The organism is Pseudomonas sp. MWU12-2345 (assembly GCF_023242385.1).
GTDB lineage: Bacteria > Pseudomonadota > Gammaproteobacteria > Pseudomonadales > Pseudomonadaceae > Aquipseudomonas > Aquipseudomonas gingeri_D.
This window is the reverse complement of the sequence record NZ_JALLJA010000005.1, coordinates 222,532-239,494: the sequence shown is the minus strand read 5'-3', so window position 1 is coordinate 239,494 and position 16,963 is coordinate 222,532. Positions and strand designations below refer to the sequence as shown.

Genomic DNA, 16,963 nt, shown 5'->3' with positions numbered 1-16,963 from the left:
CCTAAACGGAAACTGCAAAACCGCTGACCGATGCCTGTATCTCAATCTCGCAACGGCGAACCTCCCGCCTTAGCAGCAGCAGCGAACGTCCCGTCGAGTTTCTCAGCGTGATCCGTGAGCCTTCCCCCACCACCGCCATCACGGGGTGGATTTCTCCGCTTTTGAAGCGGATATAGGCCGGCAGCTGGACGGTCCGCACCACCTGCTCCAGCGCGCAGGCGCCGTGGTCAGCGGCATTCACCAGGTCGAGCCGGAAAGTACTCTTGTCCTTGAACTTGACGACCTCCAGCGAAGGCAGGGACAGGTCCAACTCCGCCAGCGTTTCGCGGGCATCCTCCTGGCCGGACAGGTCCAGGCTCACTTGAGGCAAACGCAGGAACGCCCCCTCGGGCACGATCAACTCCGTTCGGCTGCCAAAGTTCGAGTCAAAGTCTTTTGAGGTCAGTACGCTCTTTTTGAACTGCAGGGTGTAGGCGGTCTCGGGGTGCAGCCTGACCTGGTATTTGTTGAGGGCCTGCTCCTGCGGGGACTCTCCCGCCGCCCAGCCGAACGGATTGGCCTCCAGCAGTAGATGAGGCGTGGCACCGAACAGCAGGATCGTCGGTGTCGGACCGAAATCCAGTACCTCCAGCTGCGTACCCGGCGTGGAAGGCATCGTCACCATCAGCTTGCGCTCTCGCCCCCGGCGAGCCTCCCGACGGCGCAGGTACCAGCCCTTGTAGACCTGCTCGCTTTTGCCCTTGCCCTTGGCATCCGACCAAACGGCCAAATCAGCCGGACCAAGCCCCGCCGGCGACAACGTGTAGCCCCTGGGCTGCTGGCGAACACTGGTGTCCTGGCTCACCATCCCGATGTCCTTGATCGGGTTGGTCTGATCCTGATCGTCCACGTCATTGATCATCGGCGTCAGAAGAAGATCGATACCTTCTTCAGACAAGCCGCTGCTGATGGCGCCTTGCGTGTGATCAGCATTCCCCTCGAACAGCCGATCCGCCGCCTGGCGCATCTGCTGCTGGGTCAGGATCCCCGGCAGCGTCGAGGCGCCGAACAGATTACTGAAGAACAGCCCCACCTTCTCATCCCAGCGATAATTCTCCAGCTGGGCGAGGCTGACGATGGCATTCAAGAGGATATTCACAACGGCCAGGGCCATGCCCACAAGGATCAGAGCGACTCCTACCCCGGGCACGCCAATCAGGATAAATCCCGCCAGGCTCACACCAAACGAGGCCCCATCGATCACCGTCATGGTGATATAGAGCGCCTGCTCTTCCGCGGTCTTCGCCAACCGCGCGCCTTCGATGTTGCGATACAGACTGACCGCCGTGAACAGTACATCCAGGGGCAGCAGCACCTTGTTCATCTTGAAGAACAGATGATCAAGCCGGGGCTGCCAGAGCGCTCGCGAGGCGCTGGAGGCCAGGCGCAAGGCGAGTACCGGCCCGATGTCGGTGGTGAAATCAAAGACCCCCTTGACCACCGCTAGTGAGTCGCTGGTAGTGAACAGGCTCGACTTGACCGAAGAAAAGTCCAAGTGGAAGGGCTGGGTGCGGAAGTCCACGAAGACGCCGAAGGCCCCGAGCAATCGACTGGAGCCAGCGGCCACCCGCGCGGTGCTCTTCAGGACGGTGGGGGACAGTTGCTTTTTCTCGATGGCGGTTTTCGCGCGGCCGAGGTTTTCCTGGGTCTCTTGCAGGCTTCTCAAGGACGCCGAGTCCTGCACCAGCGCCTTCTTTCGTTTCAGGCTGTTTTCCAGCTGATCGATGGCGGGAAGAATTCTGTTTTCCTCGCCCGACTCGAGCACCGCTCTCAGATCCCGCGTCGACACGCCAAACTGTTCGCTGCCCACAAGGCCCTGCCGCAGGGCCGCGTCCACCACGATAGTATTCGACTGCGGACTCGCCTCTTGAAAAGAATGGAACACCGCCGGAGTGAAATTGACATAGGGTATATTCTTGAAAAACTCACGAGCGGCCGCATCGATATTGATGTTGGTCATCTCGAAGTAATCCTGTTTATCGAGTAAAAACATCTTCCTGTAAGCAAGCTGGTAATTCGTCTCGCTGCTAGGTACCGGGCTACCACACAGCCTGAAAATCACATCCGTAAAACTCCTTATTTTTAACGGACCGACAGGATCATAAGGGTCGATCAGAAATTTTAATTTCGTGCTTGTATACAGATTATAGCCGCCCACGAAATCACGCCGCGCCCTGGCCAGTTTCAAACTCGCCAGAAAAAACACTACTTTTCTGATTGTCTTGACTTCACCGACGGGCAATAACTGTGATCCCTCCGCTATAGAGGCGACCGTGACCAATGAGCGAATTGCGTCAACGCTTTCGGGAAAATGTTCGCTGATGAGCCGGGTATATTCATCAACACCGCGCTGCCGAACATTAAAATACTCCGTTACAACCCCCCTCAAATACCTGAGCGATACGTTTTCCAGCTCAGAACCGGCGATGGGAGATATCCGACTCACCTTGAGAACATTGGTACTCCTCAAGTACTCAACGAATGAAGGATTACTCAAATCGGGATCATGACCCGGCCATTCAAAATGTTCTTTGACCGCCAACTGAATAGTGGGGTAGGTATTGATGAGATACCTGAACGCCTTGAGAACGTGGCCCGGAAAAACCAGATATTGCGCTTGCCAGCGACTCGACAGATGTCCGAGGGGTGGCTCGGCGGTCAATACAAGAGGCGCGGTGGGACTGCTGACGACAAGCACATTGGGAATCTTGTCCGTTTCAAAATGAGGCAGCGCCTTCTCCAGAAGAAGAAGCGTGATGTGGGTGGCCAGACTTTGAGAAATATGGCAAGACTGAAAATTGACAACCTTTAATTTTTTAAACCCAGCCTCGGCATAGGTCGCGAGTAAATTGCTGTATAGCCAACCCGCTACCTTTTCTGCGTCCCCGAGCACACGACTCTCTATATCGATGCCATGCCCTATAATGTTGACAACCCCATCAAAAGGCAGCCCCCCCGTGGTGGGAGAAGCATAGCCTATCAGCAGACGACTATTGCTCAGGGTATAAGCCGCGTCCCAGGTTAAATAAGGACGAGCGCCAGGACTGAGTATACCGGCCAGGATTCTTCCTCTAAGCGTCGTAAACTCCTCGTGGACACTGAGCAACACCCGCCGCCATTCAGCAGAGTTTACGTTAGGTAGAGAAAGAAGCGTTTGGGCCAGGTTATGCTCTCTCAATGCCGTTAATTGGTGAAGCCCGCTAAGGTAACCAAGGGGAATTGAGCGAAGATTGATGGCTGACAAAAAATCAATAAAGTTTTTCCGTGTCTTGATACGCCCTTTCCATCGCCTGTAGTAGGTGGAAAGCAACTGCATGGACGCACGGTCGGTAACACTTTGCGAAGCGATAACCTGATAGAGCCTGATATCGGCAACATCATCACCCACCAGGAGATTCAACGAATGCTCGACGGCTCGTTTGCGTCGACTGTTTTTCGTAGCCGACACCCCGGCATCCGTCAGGACCACCCCTCGCAATGCCCTCATCCTTGCCTGTGCGACGCCCACCTGGTAAAGAGAAAGCAGTCCATTCAGAAACCCCAGCTCTTCTTTTTTCCCCCTGAAATCCCCGCCCTCCAGACTGGCCTGGGTCGTGAAATCCTGGGTCAGCACAAAGTTGATCCGCTGTTCTTCGGCGGCGGGCGCCTTTATCAATTTCGACTTGAGATCTGCATACTCCGCCTTTGACTCCTCACTCATTTCTTTCCAGAGAGAAAAGGTCGATATTTCCTGCATGAAGTCGAATACAAAACGTTCTCTAAAGCAAGGATAAATAATGCGCCGCTCATTCACTCCTTGCGTATAAATCCGCCCCAGGAGATAGGCCTTTTCGCCCAGGGCCGCATAGATTTCCCTATCCTGCAGATAAAGACCCGGCAAAGAAACATCATACTTCTTCAACGTGCGCCGAACCGTTTCCAGATAGATCAGGCTGTCTTTGTTCAAGACGCCACCCGAAATCTCATAGTGATTCAGGTCCGGGTCGAACAGTAGCTTTCCGCCCTGCGCAAGGGGGCGCGAAGGGAGGCTGCCAGGTGGAAAAGACTCAAGCATCGCAATATCCTTATTACTCCTGATGAGTCACAAGGCTACGCGCAGTCCTTTTCTAAATAAAAACGGAATTTATTGATCCGATGCCTGCGAAACAGATCAACAATAAGAGATCAAACAATAGATATATAGGTCCACTATCAGGCCTGATCGTTATAAACAAACTTCGGCATTTCCCAGTGAAAGCGAATGGCCAATAAGCGCAGCAGAAAACCACCGGACAGTGTGATCAAGATCGCCTGTTCGCTGGGCAACTGCCAATAGGTACAACCCAGGAAACACCAGGCGGCGGCGAACGAGACGCTGGCATAGAGCTCACGGCGGAAGACCAGGGGAATATCGTTGCAGAAAATATCTCGCAGCACCCCACCAAACACCCCTGTGATCACCCCGCTGACCGAAGCCACCATCATGCCTTGCCCCATTTCCAGGGCGGTCATGCAGCCGATCAGGGTAAAGGCCACCAGGCCCAGGGCATCGAGCACCAGGAACAGTGAGCGCAAGTGACGCATCAACGGCGCGATAAACACCGTCACCAAGGCCGCGACCGAGGTCAGTACCAGATACTCCGGGTGCTTGACCCAGGTCAGCGGGTAATGCCCCAGCAACACGTCGCGCACCGAACCGCCGCCGAGGGCGGTGACACAGGCGATCAGCACCACGCCGAACCAGTCCATGCCACGACGTCCGGCCGACAGGGCGCCGGTCATGGCTTCAGCGGTAATGGCGACGAGGTAGAGCATCAGCAACATGATGGCGATCCGGGCAGGTGAAGGCCGGCAGTCTACTGATTTGCGCCGCGCCCCAAAAGGGCGCAGCGCGCTAATCATCGGTGTGACTCAGAACTTGATGAAGTGCTTGCGGTAGTGCTGCAGCTCGGCGATCGACTCGCGAATATCGTCCAGTGCCAGGTGCGTGCTGCCCTTCTGGAAGCTGTCACGCACTTCCGGCGCCCAGCGTGCGGCCAACTCTTTCAAGGTGGACACGTCCAGGTTGCGGTAGTGGAAATAGTTTTCCAGGGCCTTCATATGACGCGCGAGAAAGCGTCGATCCTGGCAGATGCTGTTACCGCAGATCGGCGACTTGCCTTTCGGCACCCACTGTTCCAGGAAGGCGATGGTCTGCGCCTCGGCTTCGGCCATGTCGATACGGCTGTCACGCACGCGCTGGGTCAGGCCCGAACCGCCATGCTGACGGGTGTTCCACTCGTCCATGCCGGCCAGGATCGCATCGCTGTGATGGATCGCGATCACCGGACCTTCGGCCAGGGTGTTGAGGTCGCTGTCGGTGACGATAGTCGCCATTTCGATGATGACGTCGGTGTCCGGGTTCAGGCCGGTCATCTCCAGGTCGATCCAGATCAGGTTCTGTGGGTTTTGCATGGGTTGGCTCCTCGGCGTAGCCGCACAGTTTAGCGCAGGCCGCGCTTGCCGGGCGTGCTAAACTCGCGACCGCTTGACCCTCCCCGCCGATTCAACGACACGGAACACCCATGGCCAAACGCCAGCTCAACCGCCGCCAGAACTGGCGCATCGAAAAGATCCAGGGCGAACGCGCCTCACGCGCCGCCAAACGCGAATCCCAGGCCGTCGAGGCACTGGAAGGCGGCGACCTGGGGGCCGAGCAGACGGGCCTGGTGATCGCGCACTTCGGCGTGCAGGTCGAAGTCGAGGCGCTGGAAGGCGAGCTCAAGGGCCAGGTGTTCCGCTGCCACCTGCGGGCCAACCTGCCGGCGCTGGTCACCGGCGACCAGGTGGTCTGGCGTGCCGGCAACCAGGGCATCGGCGTGATCGTCGCGCAACTGCCGCGCACCACCGAACTGAAGCGCCCGGACAGCCGTGGCCAGCTCAAGCCGGTGGCGGCCAACGTCGACATGATCGTGATTGTCTTCGCGCCGCTGCCCGAGCCCCATGCCAACCTGATCGACCGCTACCTGGTGGCGGCCGAGCATGCCGGTATCCGACCGCTGCTGCTGCTGAACAAGTTCGACCTGATCGACGAGCAGAATGCCCCGGCGCTGAATGCGTTGCTGGCGGTCTATCGGCAGTTGGGTTATCCGTTGCTGGAAGTGTCGGCCCATCACGGCAACGGCATGGAACAGCTCCAGCAACAACTGGACGGGCGCATCAGTGTGTTTGTCGGCCAGTCCGGGGTCGGCAAGTCCTCGCTGGTCAACAGCCTGCTGCCCGAGGTGGACACCCGTGTCGGCCCGCTCTCCGAGCTGTCCGGCCAGGGCACCCATACCACCACTACCGCGCGGCTGTTCCACTTCCCGGGCGGCGGTGAGCTGATCGACTCCCCGGGGATTCGCGAGTTCGGCCTGGGTCACGTCAGCCGCGCCGATGTCGAGGCGGGTTTTATCGAGTTCAACGACCTGATCGGCACCTGCCGCTTCCGCGATTGCAAACATGATCGCGAACCCGGCTGCGCCCTGCTCAAGGCCCTGGAAGACGGCCGTGTGCAGCAGCAGCGGATGAACAGCTACCGCTCGATCATCGCCAGCCTGCCGCAAGACAGCTATTGAGTTGACCGAAACAACAAGGCCGCGATCATCGCGGCCTTGTTGTCTGACTTATGAGCCTGTCTTGGGCTTGCCCGGCTCATCCATCTTCAGCACACCGTCCTCGAAGATGTTCAAGCGTTGCCGCAGCTCATGAGCCGGTAGCGGTTGCTTGTCCGCCGGCAACGCGTTCGGATCGGCGGGCACTTCACCCGGTGCGCCCTGGCCCTCGGTCGGGGTCGTGGCCGGCGGGGCATCATCCGAGCCCTGCTCACCTTCGATGGCCTTCTGGGCCTTCTTGGTCAGGACCACGATATCGATACGGCGGTTGACCGGATTGAACGGATCGGCCTTGTCGAACAGTGACGACGAGGCGTAACCCACCACCCGCGCCACTTGCGTGTCCGGATAGCTGCCGGCCACCAGGGCACGGCGGGCCGCGTTGGCGCGGTTGGCCGACAACTCCCAGTTACTGAAGCCGCCGGTACCGGCGTACTGCTTGGCATCGGTGTGGCCGCTGACGCTGATCTTGTTCGGCACCGCCTTGATGGTGTCGGCCATGGCCAGCAGGATATCTTCGAAGTAAGGCTTCAGGCGCGCACTGCCGGAGTCGAACATCGGCCGGTTTTCCGCATCCATGATCTGGATACGCAAGCCATCCGGAGTGATCTCGAACTTGATCTGGTCCTTGAACTTCTGCAGTTCAGGGCTCTCATCAACCTTTTTATGCAGCTCCTGCATCAGCAATTCCAGGCGCTCTTTCTCCACCTGCTCGGCCATGCTCTCGACCTGGTCGGTGTCGACCTTGACCTTGTCCGGCTGTGGCTCGGATTTGACTTCCGGGTTGAGGGTCTTGTCCGGTGCCAGCACCGGCGAACCGCCCAGGTCTATTATGTAGGGCGTACCGCTCTCGGAGAAGCCGATCGGGTCCTTGAAATAGCCGGCGATGGCGATCTTCTGTTCCGGGGTCGCGGTGGACAGCAGCCACAGCACCAGGAAGAACGCCATCATCGCCGTCGCGAAGTCGGCGAAGGCGATTTTCCAGGCGCCGCCGTGATGCCCACCGGCAAAGCGCTTGACGCGCTTGATTATGATCGGCTGATTGTTTTCCATGACTCAGCGACCGCGAACCGCTTGTTCCAGCTCGGCGAAGCTGGGACGGTGCTTCGGATACAGGACCTTGCGCCCGAACTCCACCGCCAGCGACGGCGGCATGCCGGAAGCCGAGGCCACCAGGGAAGCCTTGATCGCTTCGTAGATGTTCAGCTCTTCCTTGGCGTCGTGGGTCAGGGAAGTCGCCAAGGGGCCGAAGAAACCATAGGCGGCGAGAATACCGAAGAAGGTACCCACCAGTGCCGCGCCTACGTGCAGGCCGATGGACTTCTGGTCGCCCTCACCGAGCGAGGCCATGGTCACCACGATCCCCAGTACCGCCGCGACGATACCGAAGCCGGGCATGGCATCGGCGACGCCGGTCACGGCATGGGCCGGATGCTCGAGTTCTTCCTTCATGGAGAACAGCTCCATGTCGAACAGCCCTTCGAGTTCATGGGGCGCCATGTTGCCGGAAGACATGATCCGCAAGTAGTCGCAGATGTACGCGGTCATGCGCTCGTCTTTGAGCACCGCCGGATACTTGGCGAAGATCGGGCTGGCGGCGGCGTCTTCGATATCACCTTCAATCGCCATCATGCCTTCGCGACGGCTCTTGTTGAGGATCTCGTAGATCAGCCCCAGGACCTCGAGGTAGAAGGTGTGGGTAAAACGCGAACTGAACATGCTCAAGGATTTCTTGACCACGTGCATCGTCATGTAGCCCGGGTTGGCCTGCAGGAACGCACCGAAGGCCGCACCGCCGATGATCATCACCTCGAAGGGTTGGATCAGCGCGGCAATCTTGCCGTGGGAAAGCACGTACCCGCCGAGCACGCTCGCGAATACGACGATGATGCCGATAATTTTAGCCATAGGTAGAGAGCACTTACTGAGTCGGGTTCAAGGTCATATTCGGAAGTTAATAAATCTCTTCTTCTCCTTATCGGCGAATCTGCGCCAGACTATAGCCAGTTCAGGCGAAAAGCCAGAAAACCGGCCATGTGCCAGCTTGCACGGTCGATTGCGCGGCGCCTGCCCAGCCCATTACGGGCCTGTTAACAGTGATGATGATCGCGCTCGAATATGGCTAACGAAACGACTGTCTCCACACAAAAACCCAACACGTTGCAGGGCTGGGTCAAGCTGCTGCAAGCCGTGCGTTTGCCCGTCCCCCAGGACAGTCACGACCGGGTCTGCCGCGCCATCCGCGACAATCGCAGCTCATTGCGCGATATCGCCGAGCTTATGCAGGACAGCCCGGCCCTGGCGCTGAGTGTGATCTGCGAGGCCAACCAGCACACCCATGGCAGCATGACCGAGCCTGCGGAAAACCTTGAGGTGGCGATCAATCGCCTGGGCCTGAAACGCACCGAAGAGCTGCTGGCGCGCCTGCCGGCCAAGGCACCGGAAGAGATTCCCATCGCCTTGCGTCAGCTCCAACTGATCAGCCAGCACGCCAGCCAACAGGCCAACGGCCTGTTCGCCGCGCGCCTGGCGCGGCTCTGGCAGGACATCCATTGGGGCAGCCTGTTGTTTCTCTCGCCCCTCTGGCCATTGGCCCTGACGCATCCCAACCTGCTCGAAGACTGGGAGCTGCGGGTGATTCACAAGAATGAATCGGCCGCGGCCGTCGAACAGGAACTGTTCGGCGTACGCCTGCTCGACCTGTGCCAGGCAATGGCCGATATCTGGCGCCTGCCGAACTGGGTGACCCAGGGCTATCATCTGCTGAAAACCGAATTGCGTACCCTGGCCAGGGCGCTGCACATCGCCCGTGACAGCGAGCACCGCCTGCATCAGCAACAGCAGCTCGACGCCGATCCGGAGCTACGCCGCTGGCTGAACCAGCCCTCCAACACGGTGCTGCTGGCCAACGGCCTGGCCCTCTCGGCGCAACAGGCCTGGGACAGTCCGCACCATCTGCGCTGGCAATACCTGACCAGCCTGTACCTGCAACAGCCCATGGATGAGTTGCAGCAGCAACTGCACCAGCAGGCGGCACAAAGCGCCAACCAGCACAGCATGCCGGATCTCTGGCACCCGGCCGAAGCCCTGATCTGGCGCGGCAGCATGCGCCGTGTCCACAGCGGCCTGCTACCGGCAGTGGATCCTTCGCCCGAAGCCCTGGCCCTCTGGCGCAAACATTGTGCCGAACTGCTCGCCGAACCCAGCCGGTTCACCAATGCCATGCACCTGACCGGCATCGCCCGCGACGCCCTGAGCACCTGCGGCCTGCGCCGGGTGATGATCCTGATGGCCGACCGGACCCAGAGCACCCTGCGAGTGCACCAGATCGCCGGGTTGGCGAAAGAGTCGGCCAGCCTGGTGCTGCAGGTCAGCTCGAGCCCGGTCCTGCAACGACTGCTGAGCCAGCCGGCGCAGATTCGCCTGACCCCGGCCAACAACGCCCAGTTCTCCGCCCTGCTGCCCGGTAACCTGCGGGCACAGTTTCCCGGCGAACACCTGCTGCTGCGCTCCCTGAGCAACAATGGCCGGGTGATCATGCTGGTGGTGGCCGACCAGGGCGGCGGGCCCTTCTCGGAAATGACCGTGCAGGCCTTCGGCAAAACCGCACAGTGCATCGAGAAGGCGCTGCACGCCTTTACCAACCGTGGCGCCTGACGCTGCGTTACAATCTTCCCTTTTTTGCGCCCTGGAGACCTCACATGCCTGACTTCTCTGGCTTGCCGTTGGTGATCGAGCCCGGCGACCTGCTGCCCCGCCTCGACGCCCCCGAGCTGATCCTGGTGGACCTGACCAGCAGCGCCCGTTATGCCAGCGGGCATATTCCCGGGGCCCGTTTCGTCGATCCCAAGCGCACCCAACTGGGCCAGCCACCGGCCCCCGGCCTGATGCCGCCGCAGGCACTGCTCGAAGCGCTGTTCGGCGAACTGGGGCATAACCCGAACGCGGTCTACGTGGTCTATGACGACGAAGGCGGCGGCTGGGCCGGACGCTTTATCTGGCTGCTGGACGTGATCGGTCACAGCCGTTACCACTATCTGGATGGCGGCCTGCACGCCTGGCTGGGCGAAGGCCTGCCCGTCGACAGCGACATCCCCGCGAGCGTCGGCGGCCCCGTCACCCTGACCCTGCACGACGAACCCACCGCCACCCGCGACTACCTGCAAAGCCGCCTCGGTGCCGCCGACCTGGCCATCTGGGACGCCCGCGGCCCGCTGGAATACAGCGGCGAGAAAGTCCTCGCGGCCAAGGGTGGGCACATCCCCGGCGCGGTGAACTTCGAATGGACCGCCGGCATGGACAAGGAGCGCCAGTTGCGCATCCGCCGCGACATGCCGCAGATCCTCACCGACCTGGGCATCACCCCGGACAAGGAAGTGATCACCCACTGCCAGACCCACCATCGCTCTGGCTTTACCTACCTGGTTGCCAAGTCGCTCGGTTATCCGCGCGTCAAAGGTTATGCCGGCTCCTGGGGCGAATGGGGCAACCACCCCGACACCCCCGTAGAGATTTGAAATTTCCAAGGATTCTTGATGAAAAAGCGTTTGTTCATCCTCAGCCAGTACCTGCTGCCCCATCACCTGCTGTCGCGCCTGGCCGGCTGCATCGCCGAATGCCGCGTGCGCTGGTTCAAGAACGCCTTTACCGCCTGGTTCGCCAAGCGCTATCAGGTGGACATGTCCCAGGCGCTGGTCGAGGACCTGACCGCCTACGAGCACTTCAATGCTTTCTTCACCCGCGCCTTGAAAGACGGCGCCCGTCCATTGGATGAAACCCCGGGGGCGATTCTCTGCCCGGCGGACGGTGCGGTCAGCCAGCTCGGTCCGATCGAACACGGCCGGGTGTTCCAGGCCAAGGGCCACAGCTACAGCGTGCTGGAACTGCTCGGTGGCGACGCGGCCGCCGCCGCACCGTTCATGGGCGGCGACTTCGCCACCATCTATCTGTCACCGAAGGACTACCACCGGGTGCATATGCCCCTGGCCGGCACCCTGCGGGAAATGGTCTACGTGCCAGGCCGGATTTTCTCGGTCAACCAGACCACGGCGGAAAACGTCCCGGAGCTGTTCGCCCGTAATGAACGTGTGGTCTGCCTGTTCGATACCGAGCGCGGACCGATGGCCGTGGTCCTGGTCGGTGCGATGATCGTCGCCTCGATCGAAACCGTCTGGGCCGGCTTGGTCACACCGCCCAAGCGCGAACTGAAAACCGTGCGCTACGACGAAGCCGCGCGCCAGCCCATTCATCTGGAAAAAGGCGCCGAGCTGGGCCGTTTCAAACTGGGCTCCACCGCCATCGTGCTGTTCGGGCCACAGCAGGTACAATGGACTGAAGGGCTGGTCGCGGGCTCGCCCGTGCGCATGGGCCAAGGCCTCGGCGCTCCTGTCCAGGCCTGATGTACACTGGATCTTTACGGCTTGCGAGCTGCCTTCGCAAGCCCGAAAGACCAGGGCAGGGACAACGGGTCACAGTCGGATTGGACCGGTAAGGCTGCAAATGTCCCGCGGCCCTGCTAGAGGTGTGGCATTATTTTGCCATCGTTTTTTTGTCATCCTGGCCTGTAGTGGGCCCGGGTTGTTTCGCTGCCGGAGCTGGACCGCTACATGAGCAATCCGAGTCCCCATCTGTTGTTGCGCGCACCGACGCCTACGCAGTTGAGCCTGTCTTTCTGCGATGCGACACCGCGCGACCTCAAGCGCTGGATCGCCGGCCTGCCGAAAGCCAATCTCGGGGAAACCGCTCGCCTGCTGTATCAGGGCCTGGGCGAACTCAACCTGTTGCTCACCCCCAGCGAAAACCGCCTGCAGCTGCTGGAACTGCTGCGCCCCGAGGTGTACTACGTCTGCAAGCACCTGGAACGACACTTTCTCAACCAGTCCATCGTCCTCGACGAACGCCCGAGAAAAGTCGCCAATCTCTGCCAGGCCCTGCAAAACCACCTGGCCATCGGCTACAAGCAGATCGCCATGCGCGTGGCCTCAAAGGGTGGCAAGGACCGCACCCTGCTGACCACCGCCCTGCAACGGGCGCTGCATTGCCTCAACGGCCCGCTGGTGCGCGCCAGCCAACTCTATTGCCCGGTACCGGAAGGCCTCTGGTTCGAGGTGCACCAGCTCTATCAGGTGGCCCTTGCCCATCAAGTGCAAAACACGCCGGTGTTCGACGAACAGGCCAGTCAGCCGCTGCCCCTGAGCGTCGAGAATACCTATATTGTCGCCCTGCTGCTGGGGTGCGCGCGCAGTAACCAGATGCGCCAGAACAACATTGCCCGGCTGGCAGAGGTGCTCGAACCCTGGAGCGCCCAGGTCCGGCTGCAAGGTGCCGAGCAGGCGTCCAGCCTGTTCTCCGTCGCCCCCGGAAGCGACGCGCCGCCACGCTACACGTCGCTGTTCGCGGTCGAGCAACTGCCGAACCTGATCGGCATCGACACGCTGCCCCTGGTCGAGGCCATCAAGGACTACCTCGCGCTGCCCGCCGACCTGCGCGGCCAATCGCGCCTGCAAGTCCCCAGCGGTTTGAGCCTCGACGTACTGCAACACCTCAGCGCCGCCTGGGGCGAAGCCGCCGAACGGACCTTCCAGCGCACCCCGGGCCAGGGCACCGTGACCCTGTGTGTCGGCATGAGCGCGCTGCACTTTTACCTCGGCGGCCAGCGCTCCTTCAGCGATATCCTCAAGATCCCGACGGCCAGCAAGGCCGCGCAATTCACCGTGCAGTTGTCCAACAGCGCGGAAAAGGATGCCTGGAACCACGCCTTCGACGCCCAGCGCGCCGGCAGCGCCGACACCCTGCTGCCTTACGAGGAAATCCAGTATCACGTCAGTGATGCCGACAGCAGCCAGGCCGCTTTCAATAGCGCCGAAGATTTCCCGACCCATGGCCTGCAGATCATCAACCACAGCCCCGGCGGCTACTGCCTGGCCTGGCCCAAGGAAGTACCCGCGCAATTGCAGGCAGGGGAAATGGTCGGGGTCCAGGACCCCTCAAGCCAGGGCTGGAGTGTCGCCGTGGTGCGCTGGATCCGCCAGGTGCGCAGTGGCGGCACGCAGATGGGCATCGAGCTGGTGGCGCCCCATGCCCAGCCTTGCGGCCTGCAACTGTTGCGCGGCGGCGAAGGCCACAGTCAGTACCTGCGGGCCCTGCTATTGCCGGAAATCAGCGCCATCGGCGTCCCCGCCACACTGCTGGCGCCGCGCCTGCCGTTTCAGGAGGGACACAAGGTGATCATCAACAGCAACGGCGAGGAACGCCGCGCCGGGCTGAACAAGCGCCTGGCCAGCACCGGCAGCTTCAATCAGTTCGAGTACCGCCTGCTCGAACAGCCGGTGACACCCAAGACCGATCCGAGTGCCGGTGGCCTGGGCGTTGCCGAAGACGACTTCGGCTCGCTGTGGAAAATCCTGTAGCCGGCTTCAGCGATCCCGCACACCCAGCAGATACAACACCCCATCCAAGCCCAGTGTCGAGATCGCCTGTTTGGCCGAATGCCTGACCAGCGGCTTGGCGCGGAACGCCACGCCCAATCCGGCAATCGCCAGCATCGGCAGGTCATTGGCACCGTCACCGACCGCGATGGTCTGCTCCAGGCTCAGGCCTTCCTTCTCGGCCAGCTCACGCAGCAGATCGGCCTTGCGCTGGGCATCGACAATCGGCTCGATGGCCACGCCCGTGCATTTGCCGTCCACCACTTCCAGCTCGTTGGCGAAGACATAATCGATACCCAGCTTCGCCTGCAATTGCTTGGCAAAATAGGTGAAGCCGCCCGACAGGATTGCAGTCTTGTAGCCCAGGCGCTTCAACTCGGCGAACAGCACTTCGGCGCCTTCGGTCAGGCGCAGCGAGGCGCCGATGGCGTCCAGCACACTGACGTCGAGGCCCTTGAGCAGCGCCAGGCGCTCCTTGAAGCTGGCGCGAAAATCCAGCTCGCCGGCCATGGCCCGCTCGGTGATGGCCGAGACCAGTTCGCCCACGCCGGCCGCCTTGGCCAGTTCGTCGATCACTTCGGCCTCGATCAGGGTCGAGTCCATGTCGAACACCGCCAGGCGACGGTGGCGACGGAACAGCGAGTCTTCCTGGAGGGCGATATCGGCATTCAGCTCCTGGGCCGCGTTCAGGAACTCGCGGCGCAAGGCCTGCGGATCGGTCAGTTCGCCGTTCAGAGAGACTTCGAAGCAGCTCTTGCTCAGGGCCGACGGTGCGGCGGACGGCATGTGCGCCGACAAACGGTCGATCCGCTCGACCTCCAGACCGTGGCGCGCCGTGATCGCAATCACCCGCTGCAACTGCTCGGCGGTGACCTGGCGGCTCATCAGGGTCGCGACATGGCGCTTGCCGCCCGATGTCGCCAACCAGTCCTGATGCTCAGCCTCGGAAAACCGATTGAAACGCACCTGCTGCGCGCGCCCGGGAAGGCTGGCCTCAATGTCCAGGTGCATCGACGCGGCCCGCGCGGCGTCCGTAAACTCGACCAGGATGCCGAACGCCAGACTGCCGTGGATAGCCGCCTGGCGGATATCGAGAATGTTCACAGCACCTTGTGCCAGCACGCCAGTAATGGCTGCGGTCAGACCCGGACGGTCCTCTCCGGTGATGCTGATCAGGACGATTTCGCGCAAAGCGCACCCCCGCTCGTTAAAAAAAACGCATTCTACCCACTTTCACTGACCATCGGGCACAGCCAGCGCTTTGCCGGTCTAGGGCCTCTCGCTATACTGCGCGTCAACTTCACGGACAAAAGAGCCGCGCTCAGTGAACCGGCCCACGCCAGTCAAAACCGATAACTTCTTCCTGCTGATCTTCCGGGCCTTGCGTCACCGTCGTGTACCGCTCGCCTTGCGCATCGCCAGCCACAACGTGATCCTCGTCGCGCTGGCGCTGGTGATCTACGCCTGCGTGATGGGATTGCAGTTCAAGGAAGCCATGCACCAGCAGGCCGATGCCCTCGGCCAGAGCCTGACCACCCAGACGGCCACCTCTGCCACGGAACTGCTGGTGTCCAACGACATCCTCAGCCTCAACGTGCTGCTGAACAACCTGACGAAGAACCCGCTGGTGGCCCACGCGGCCATCTACAGCGTGGATAACCGCATCCTCGCCGAAGCCGGCCAACGCCCGAAAAACGGCCTGCTGGGTGAAGCCGAAGGGTTGTACCAGACCAAGATCACCTTCCAGGACGTGACCGCCGGGCATCTGCGCATCAGCCTGGACATGGCGCAATTCCAGCAGCCGATGACCATCAGCCTGCAAAGCATGGGCATTCTCAGTGCGATCCTGCTGGCCCTGGCCCTGGCCTTGAGCCTGCGCCTGGGTCGGCATATCTCCACGCCGCTGCTGCAATTGCGGGTCTGGCTGCGGGACATGGACGAACACACCCCGGCGACCCAGCGCCAGGATGAAATCGGCGACCTGGCGCGTCAGTTGCACTCGCGCTTTGCCCCGGTCAAACCGGAGCCAGAGCCGGAGCCGGAAATCGACTACAACGAGAATGACTACGTCGAGGAAGAAGAGGACGTCGAGCCGGCGTTCCAGGTCCGCAACCTGCGCGACCCGAGCTTCGACGAGACCGCGGCGGCGCCGACGCCCAAACCGGCTCCGCGGCATATTGTCAGCAACGTGGAAGACGAACTGGACGACGACGAAGACCCGTTCGCCGACCTGCGGGAAAGCCCACGGCCCGCGAGCGGCGCGGCAGTGAAGCCACAGCCGGTAGCACCGAGCCAGCCACAGCACAGCGCGGTGCTGGCGGTGCAGTTGGGTGCCCAGGACCAGTTGCGGCGCCTGCCGCGCGCGCGCCTGACGGAACTGCTGGACCGTTACCGCGACTGCCTGGACCAGGCCGCCTCGTTGTATGAGAGCGATCTGCACACGCTGAACGACGGCAGCACCCTGATGCTCTTCCACACCGAAGACAGCGGTGATGACTACCTGACCAACGCCATCTGCTGTGGCGAGCTGCTCCGGGCCCTGGGCCATCAGTTGCAGATCGAGGTGGCCGACAGCGGCATTACCTTGCAACTGCAGCTGGGTCTTACATTGGGCGACGAGTTGTTCGGCCTGAGCCAGATCGACCTGCTGCTGACGGAAACCGCCCAGGACGCCCTGGCGCTGTCGCAACACAGCCGCAACCTGCTGCTGGTGGAACGACGCATCAGCGATGACCCGCTGATTCGCCAACGTGCGCGTATTCGGCCGATTGCCAGCCCCGAGGGTGCCTGCTGCGTGGAACGCTTGATGGAGCCGTATCCGTCGATGCTGGAACGGCAACTGGCGCGAATGCACGAGACGCGGGCCAAGACGCAGTGAAAAAACTT

At 61.3% G+C, this 16,963-nt stretch carries 12 protein-coding genes; 6 read left to right on the top strand and 6 right to left on the bottom strand.

Going from position 1 to position 16,963, the window contains the following annotated elements; translation table 11 throughout:
* Position 1: 1 nt before the first annotated feature.
* The 3 genes from M5C71_RS13210 to orn all read right to left on the bottom strand — a co-directional run bounded on the left by M5C71_RS13210 (position 2) and on the right by orn (position 5,472).
* Positions 2-4,093: a hypothetical protein gene (locus tag M5C71_RS13210; RefSeq protein WP_248768001.1), complete on the bottom strand. Its 4,092-nt coding sequence runs from the start codon at positions 4,091-4,093 to the stop codon at positions 2-4.
* Positions 4,094-4,230: 137 nt separating this feature from the next.
* On the bottom strand, positions 4,231-4,845 hold the full coding sequence (locus M5C71_RS13205; RefSeq protein WP_177101505.1) for a trimeric intracellular cation channel family protein: 615 nt from the start codon (positions 4,843-4,845) through the stop codon (positions 4,231-4,233).
* A gap of 84 nt (positions 4,846-4,929) precedes the next feature.
* On the bottom strand, positions 4,930-5,472 hold the full coding sequence (orn, locus tag M5C71_RS13200; protein WP_103496860.1) for an oligoribonuclease: 543 nt from the start codon (positions 5,470-5,472) through the stop codon (positions 4,930-4,932).
* Between the two features lie 110 nt (positions 5,473-5,582).
* On the opposite strand from orn, the gene rsgA reads away from it, so the two are divergent.
* On the top strand, positions 5,583-6,614 hold the full coding sequence (gene rsgA, locus M5C71_RS13195; RefSeq protein ID WP_103496861.1) for a small ribosomal subunit biogenesis GTPase RsgA: 1,032 nt from the start codon (positions 5,583-5,585) through the stop codon (positions 6,612-6,614).
* Between the two features lie 48 nt (positions 6,615-6,662).
* Here rsgA and motB read toward each other — a convergent pair whose 3' ends face one another.
* Together motB and motA are read right to left on the bottom strand one after the other, a co-directional pair.
* Positions 6,663-7,703: a flagellar motor protein MotB gene (motB, locus tag M5C71_RS13190; protein ID WP_103496862.1), complete on the bottom strand. Its 1,041-nt coding sequence runs from the start codon at positions 7,701-7,703 to the stop codon at positions 6,663-6,665.
* A gap of 3 nt (positions 7,704-7,706) precedes the next feature.
* A complete protein-coding gene (gene motA, locus M5C71_RS13185) occupies positions 7,707-8,558 on the bottom strand; it encodes a flagellar motor stator protein MotA (RefSeq protein ID WP_103496863.1) in 852 nt (283 codons plus the stop codon).
* 210 nt (positions 8,559-8,768) lie between these two features.
* Between motA and M5C71_RS13180 the strand changes: the two genes are divergently transcribed.
* The 4 genes from M5C71_RS13180 (at position 8,769) to M5C71_RS13165 (ending at position 14,059) form a co-directional block, all read left to right on the top strand.
* Positions 8,769-10,307 (top strand): HDOD domain-containing protein, encoded by a 1,539-nt coding sequence (locus tag M5C71_RS13180; protein ID WP_248745298.1) that lies wholly within the window; start codon positions 8,769-8,771, stop codon positions 10,305-10,307.
* Positions 10,308-10,351: 44 nt separating this feature from the next.
* On the top strand, positions 10,352-11,167 hold the full coding sequence (locus M5C71_RS13175) for a rhodanese-like domain-containing protein (protein WP_248768000.1): 816 nt from the start codon (positions 10,352-10,354) through the stop codon (positions 11,165-11,167).
* Between the two features lie 18 nt (positions 11,168-11,185).
* Positions 11,186-12,049: an archaetidylserine decarboxylase gene (asd, locus tag M5C71_RS13170; protein ID WP_248767999.1), complete on the top strand. Its 864-nt coding sequence runs from the start codon at positions 11,186-11,188 to the stop codon at positions 12,047-12,049.
* 207 nt (positions 12,050-12,256) lie between these two features.
* A complete protein-coding gene (locus M5C71_RS13165) occupies positions 12,257-14,059 on the top strand; it encodes a molecular chaperone (RefSeq protein ID WP_103496867.1) in 1,803 nt (600 codons plus the stop codon).
* A gap of 6 nt (positions 14,060-14,065) precedes the next feature.
* Here M5C71_RS13165 and serB read toward each other — a convergent pair whose 3' ends face one another.
* On the bottom strand, positions 14,066-15,268 hold the full coding sequence (gene serB, locus M5C71_RS13160) for a phosphoserine phosphatase SerB (RefSeq protein WP_248767998.1): 1,203 nt from the start codon (positions 15,266-15,268) through the stop codon (positions 14,066-14,068).
* 133 nt (positions 15,269-15,401) lie between these two features.
* On the opposite strand from serB, the gene M5C71_RS13155 reads away from it, so the two are divergent.
* Entirely contained in the window at positions 15,402-16,955 is a 1,554-nt protein-coding gene (locus tag M5C71_RS13155) for an AhpA/YtjB family protein (RefSeq protein ID WP_248767997.1), read from the top strand.
* Positions 16,956-16,963 lie beyond the last annotated feature (8 nt).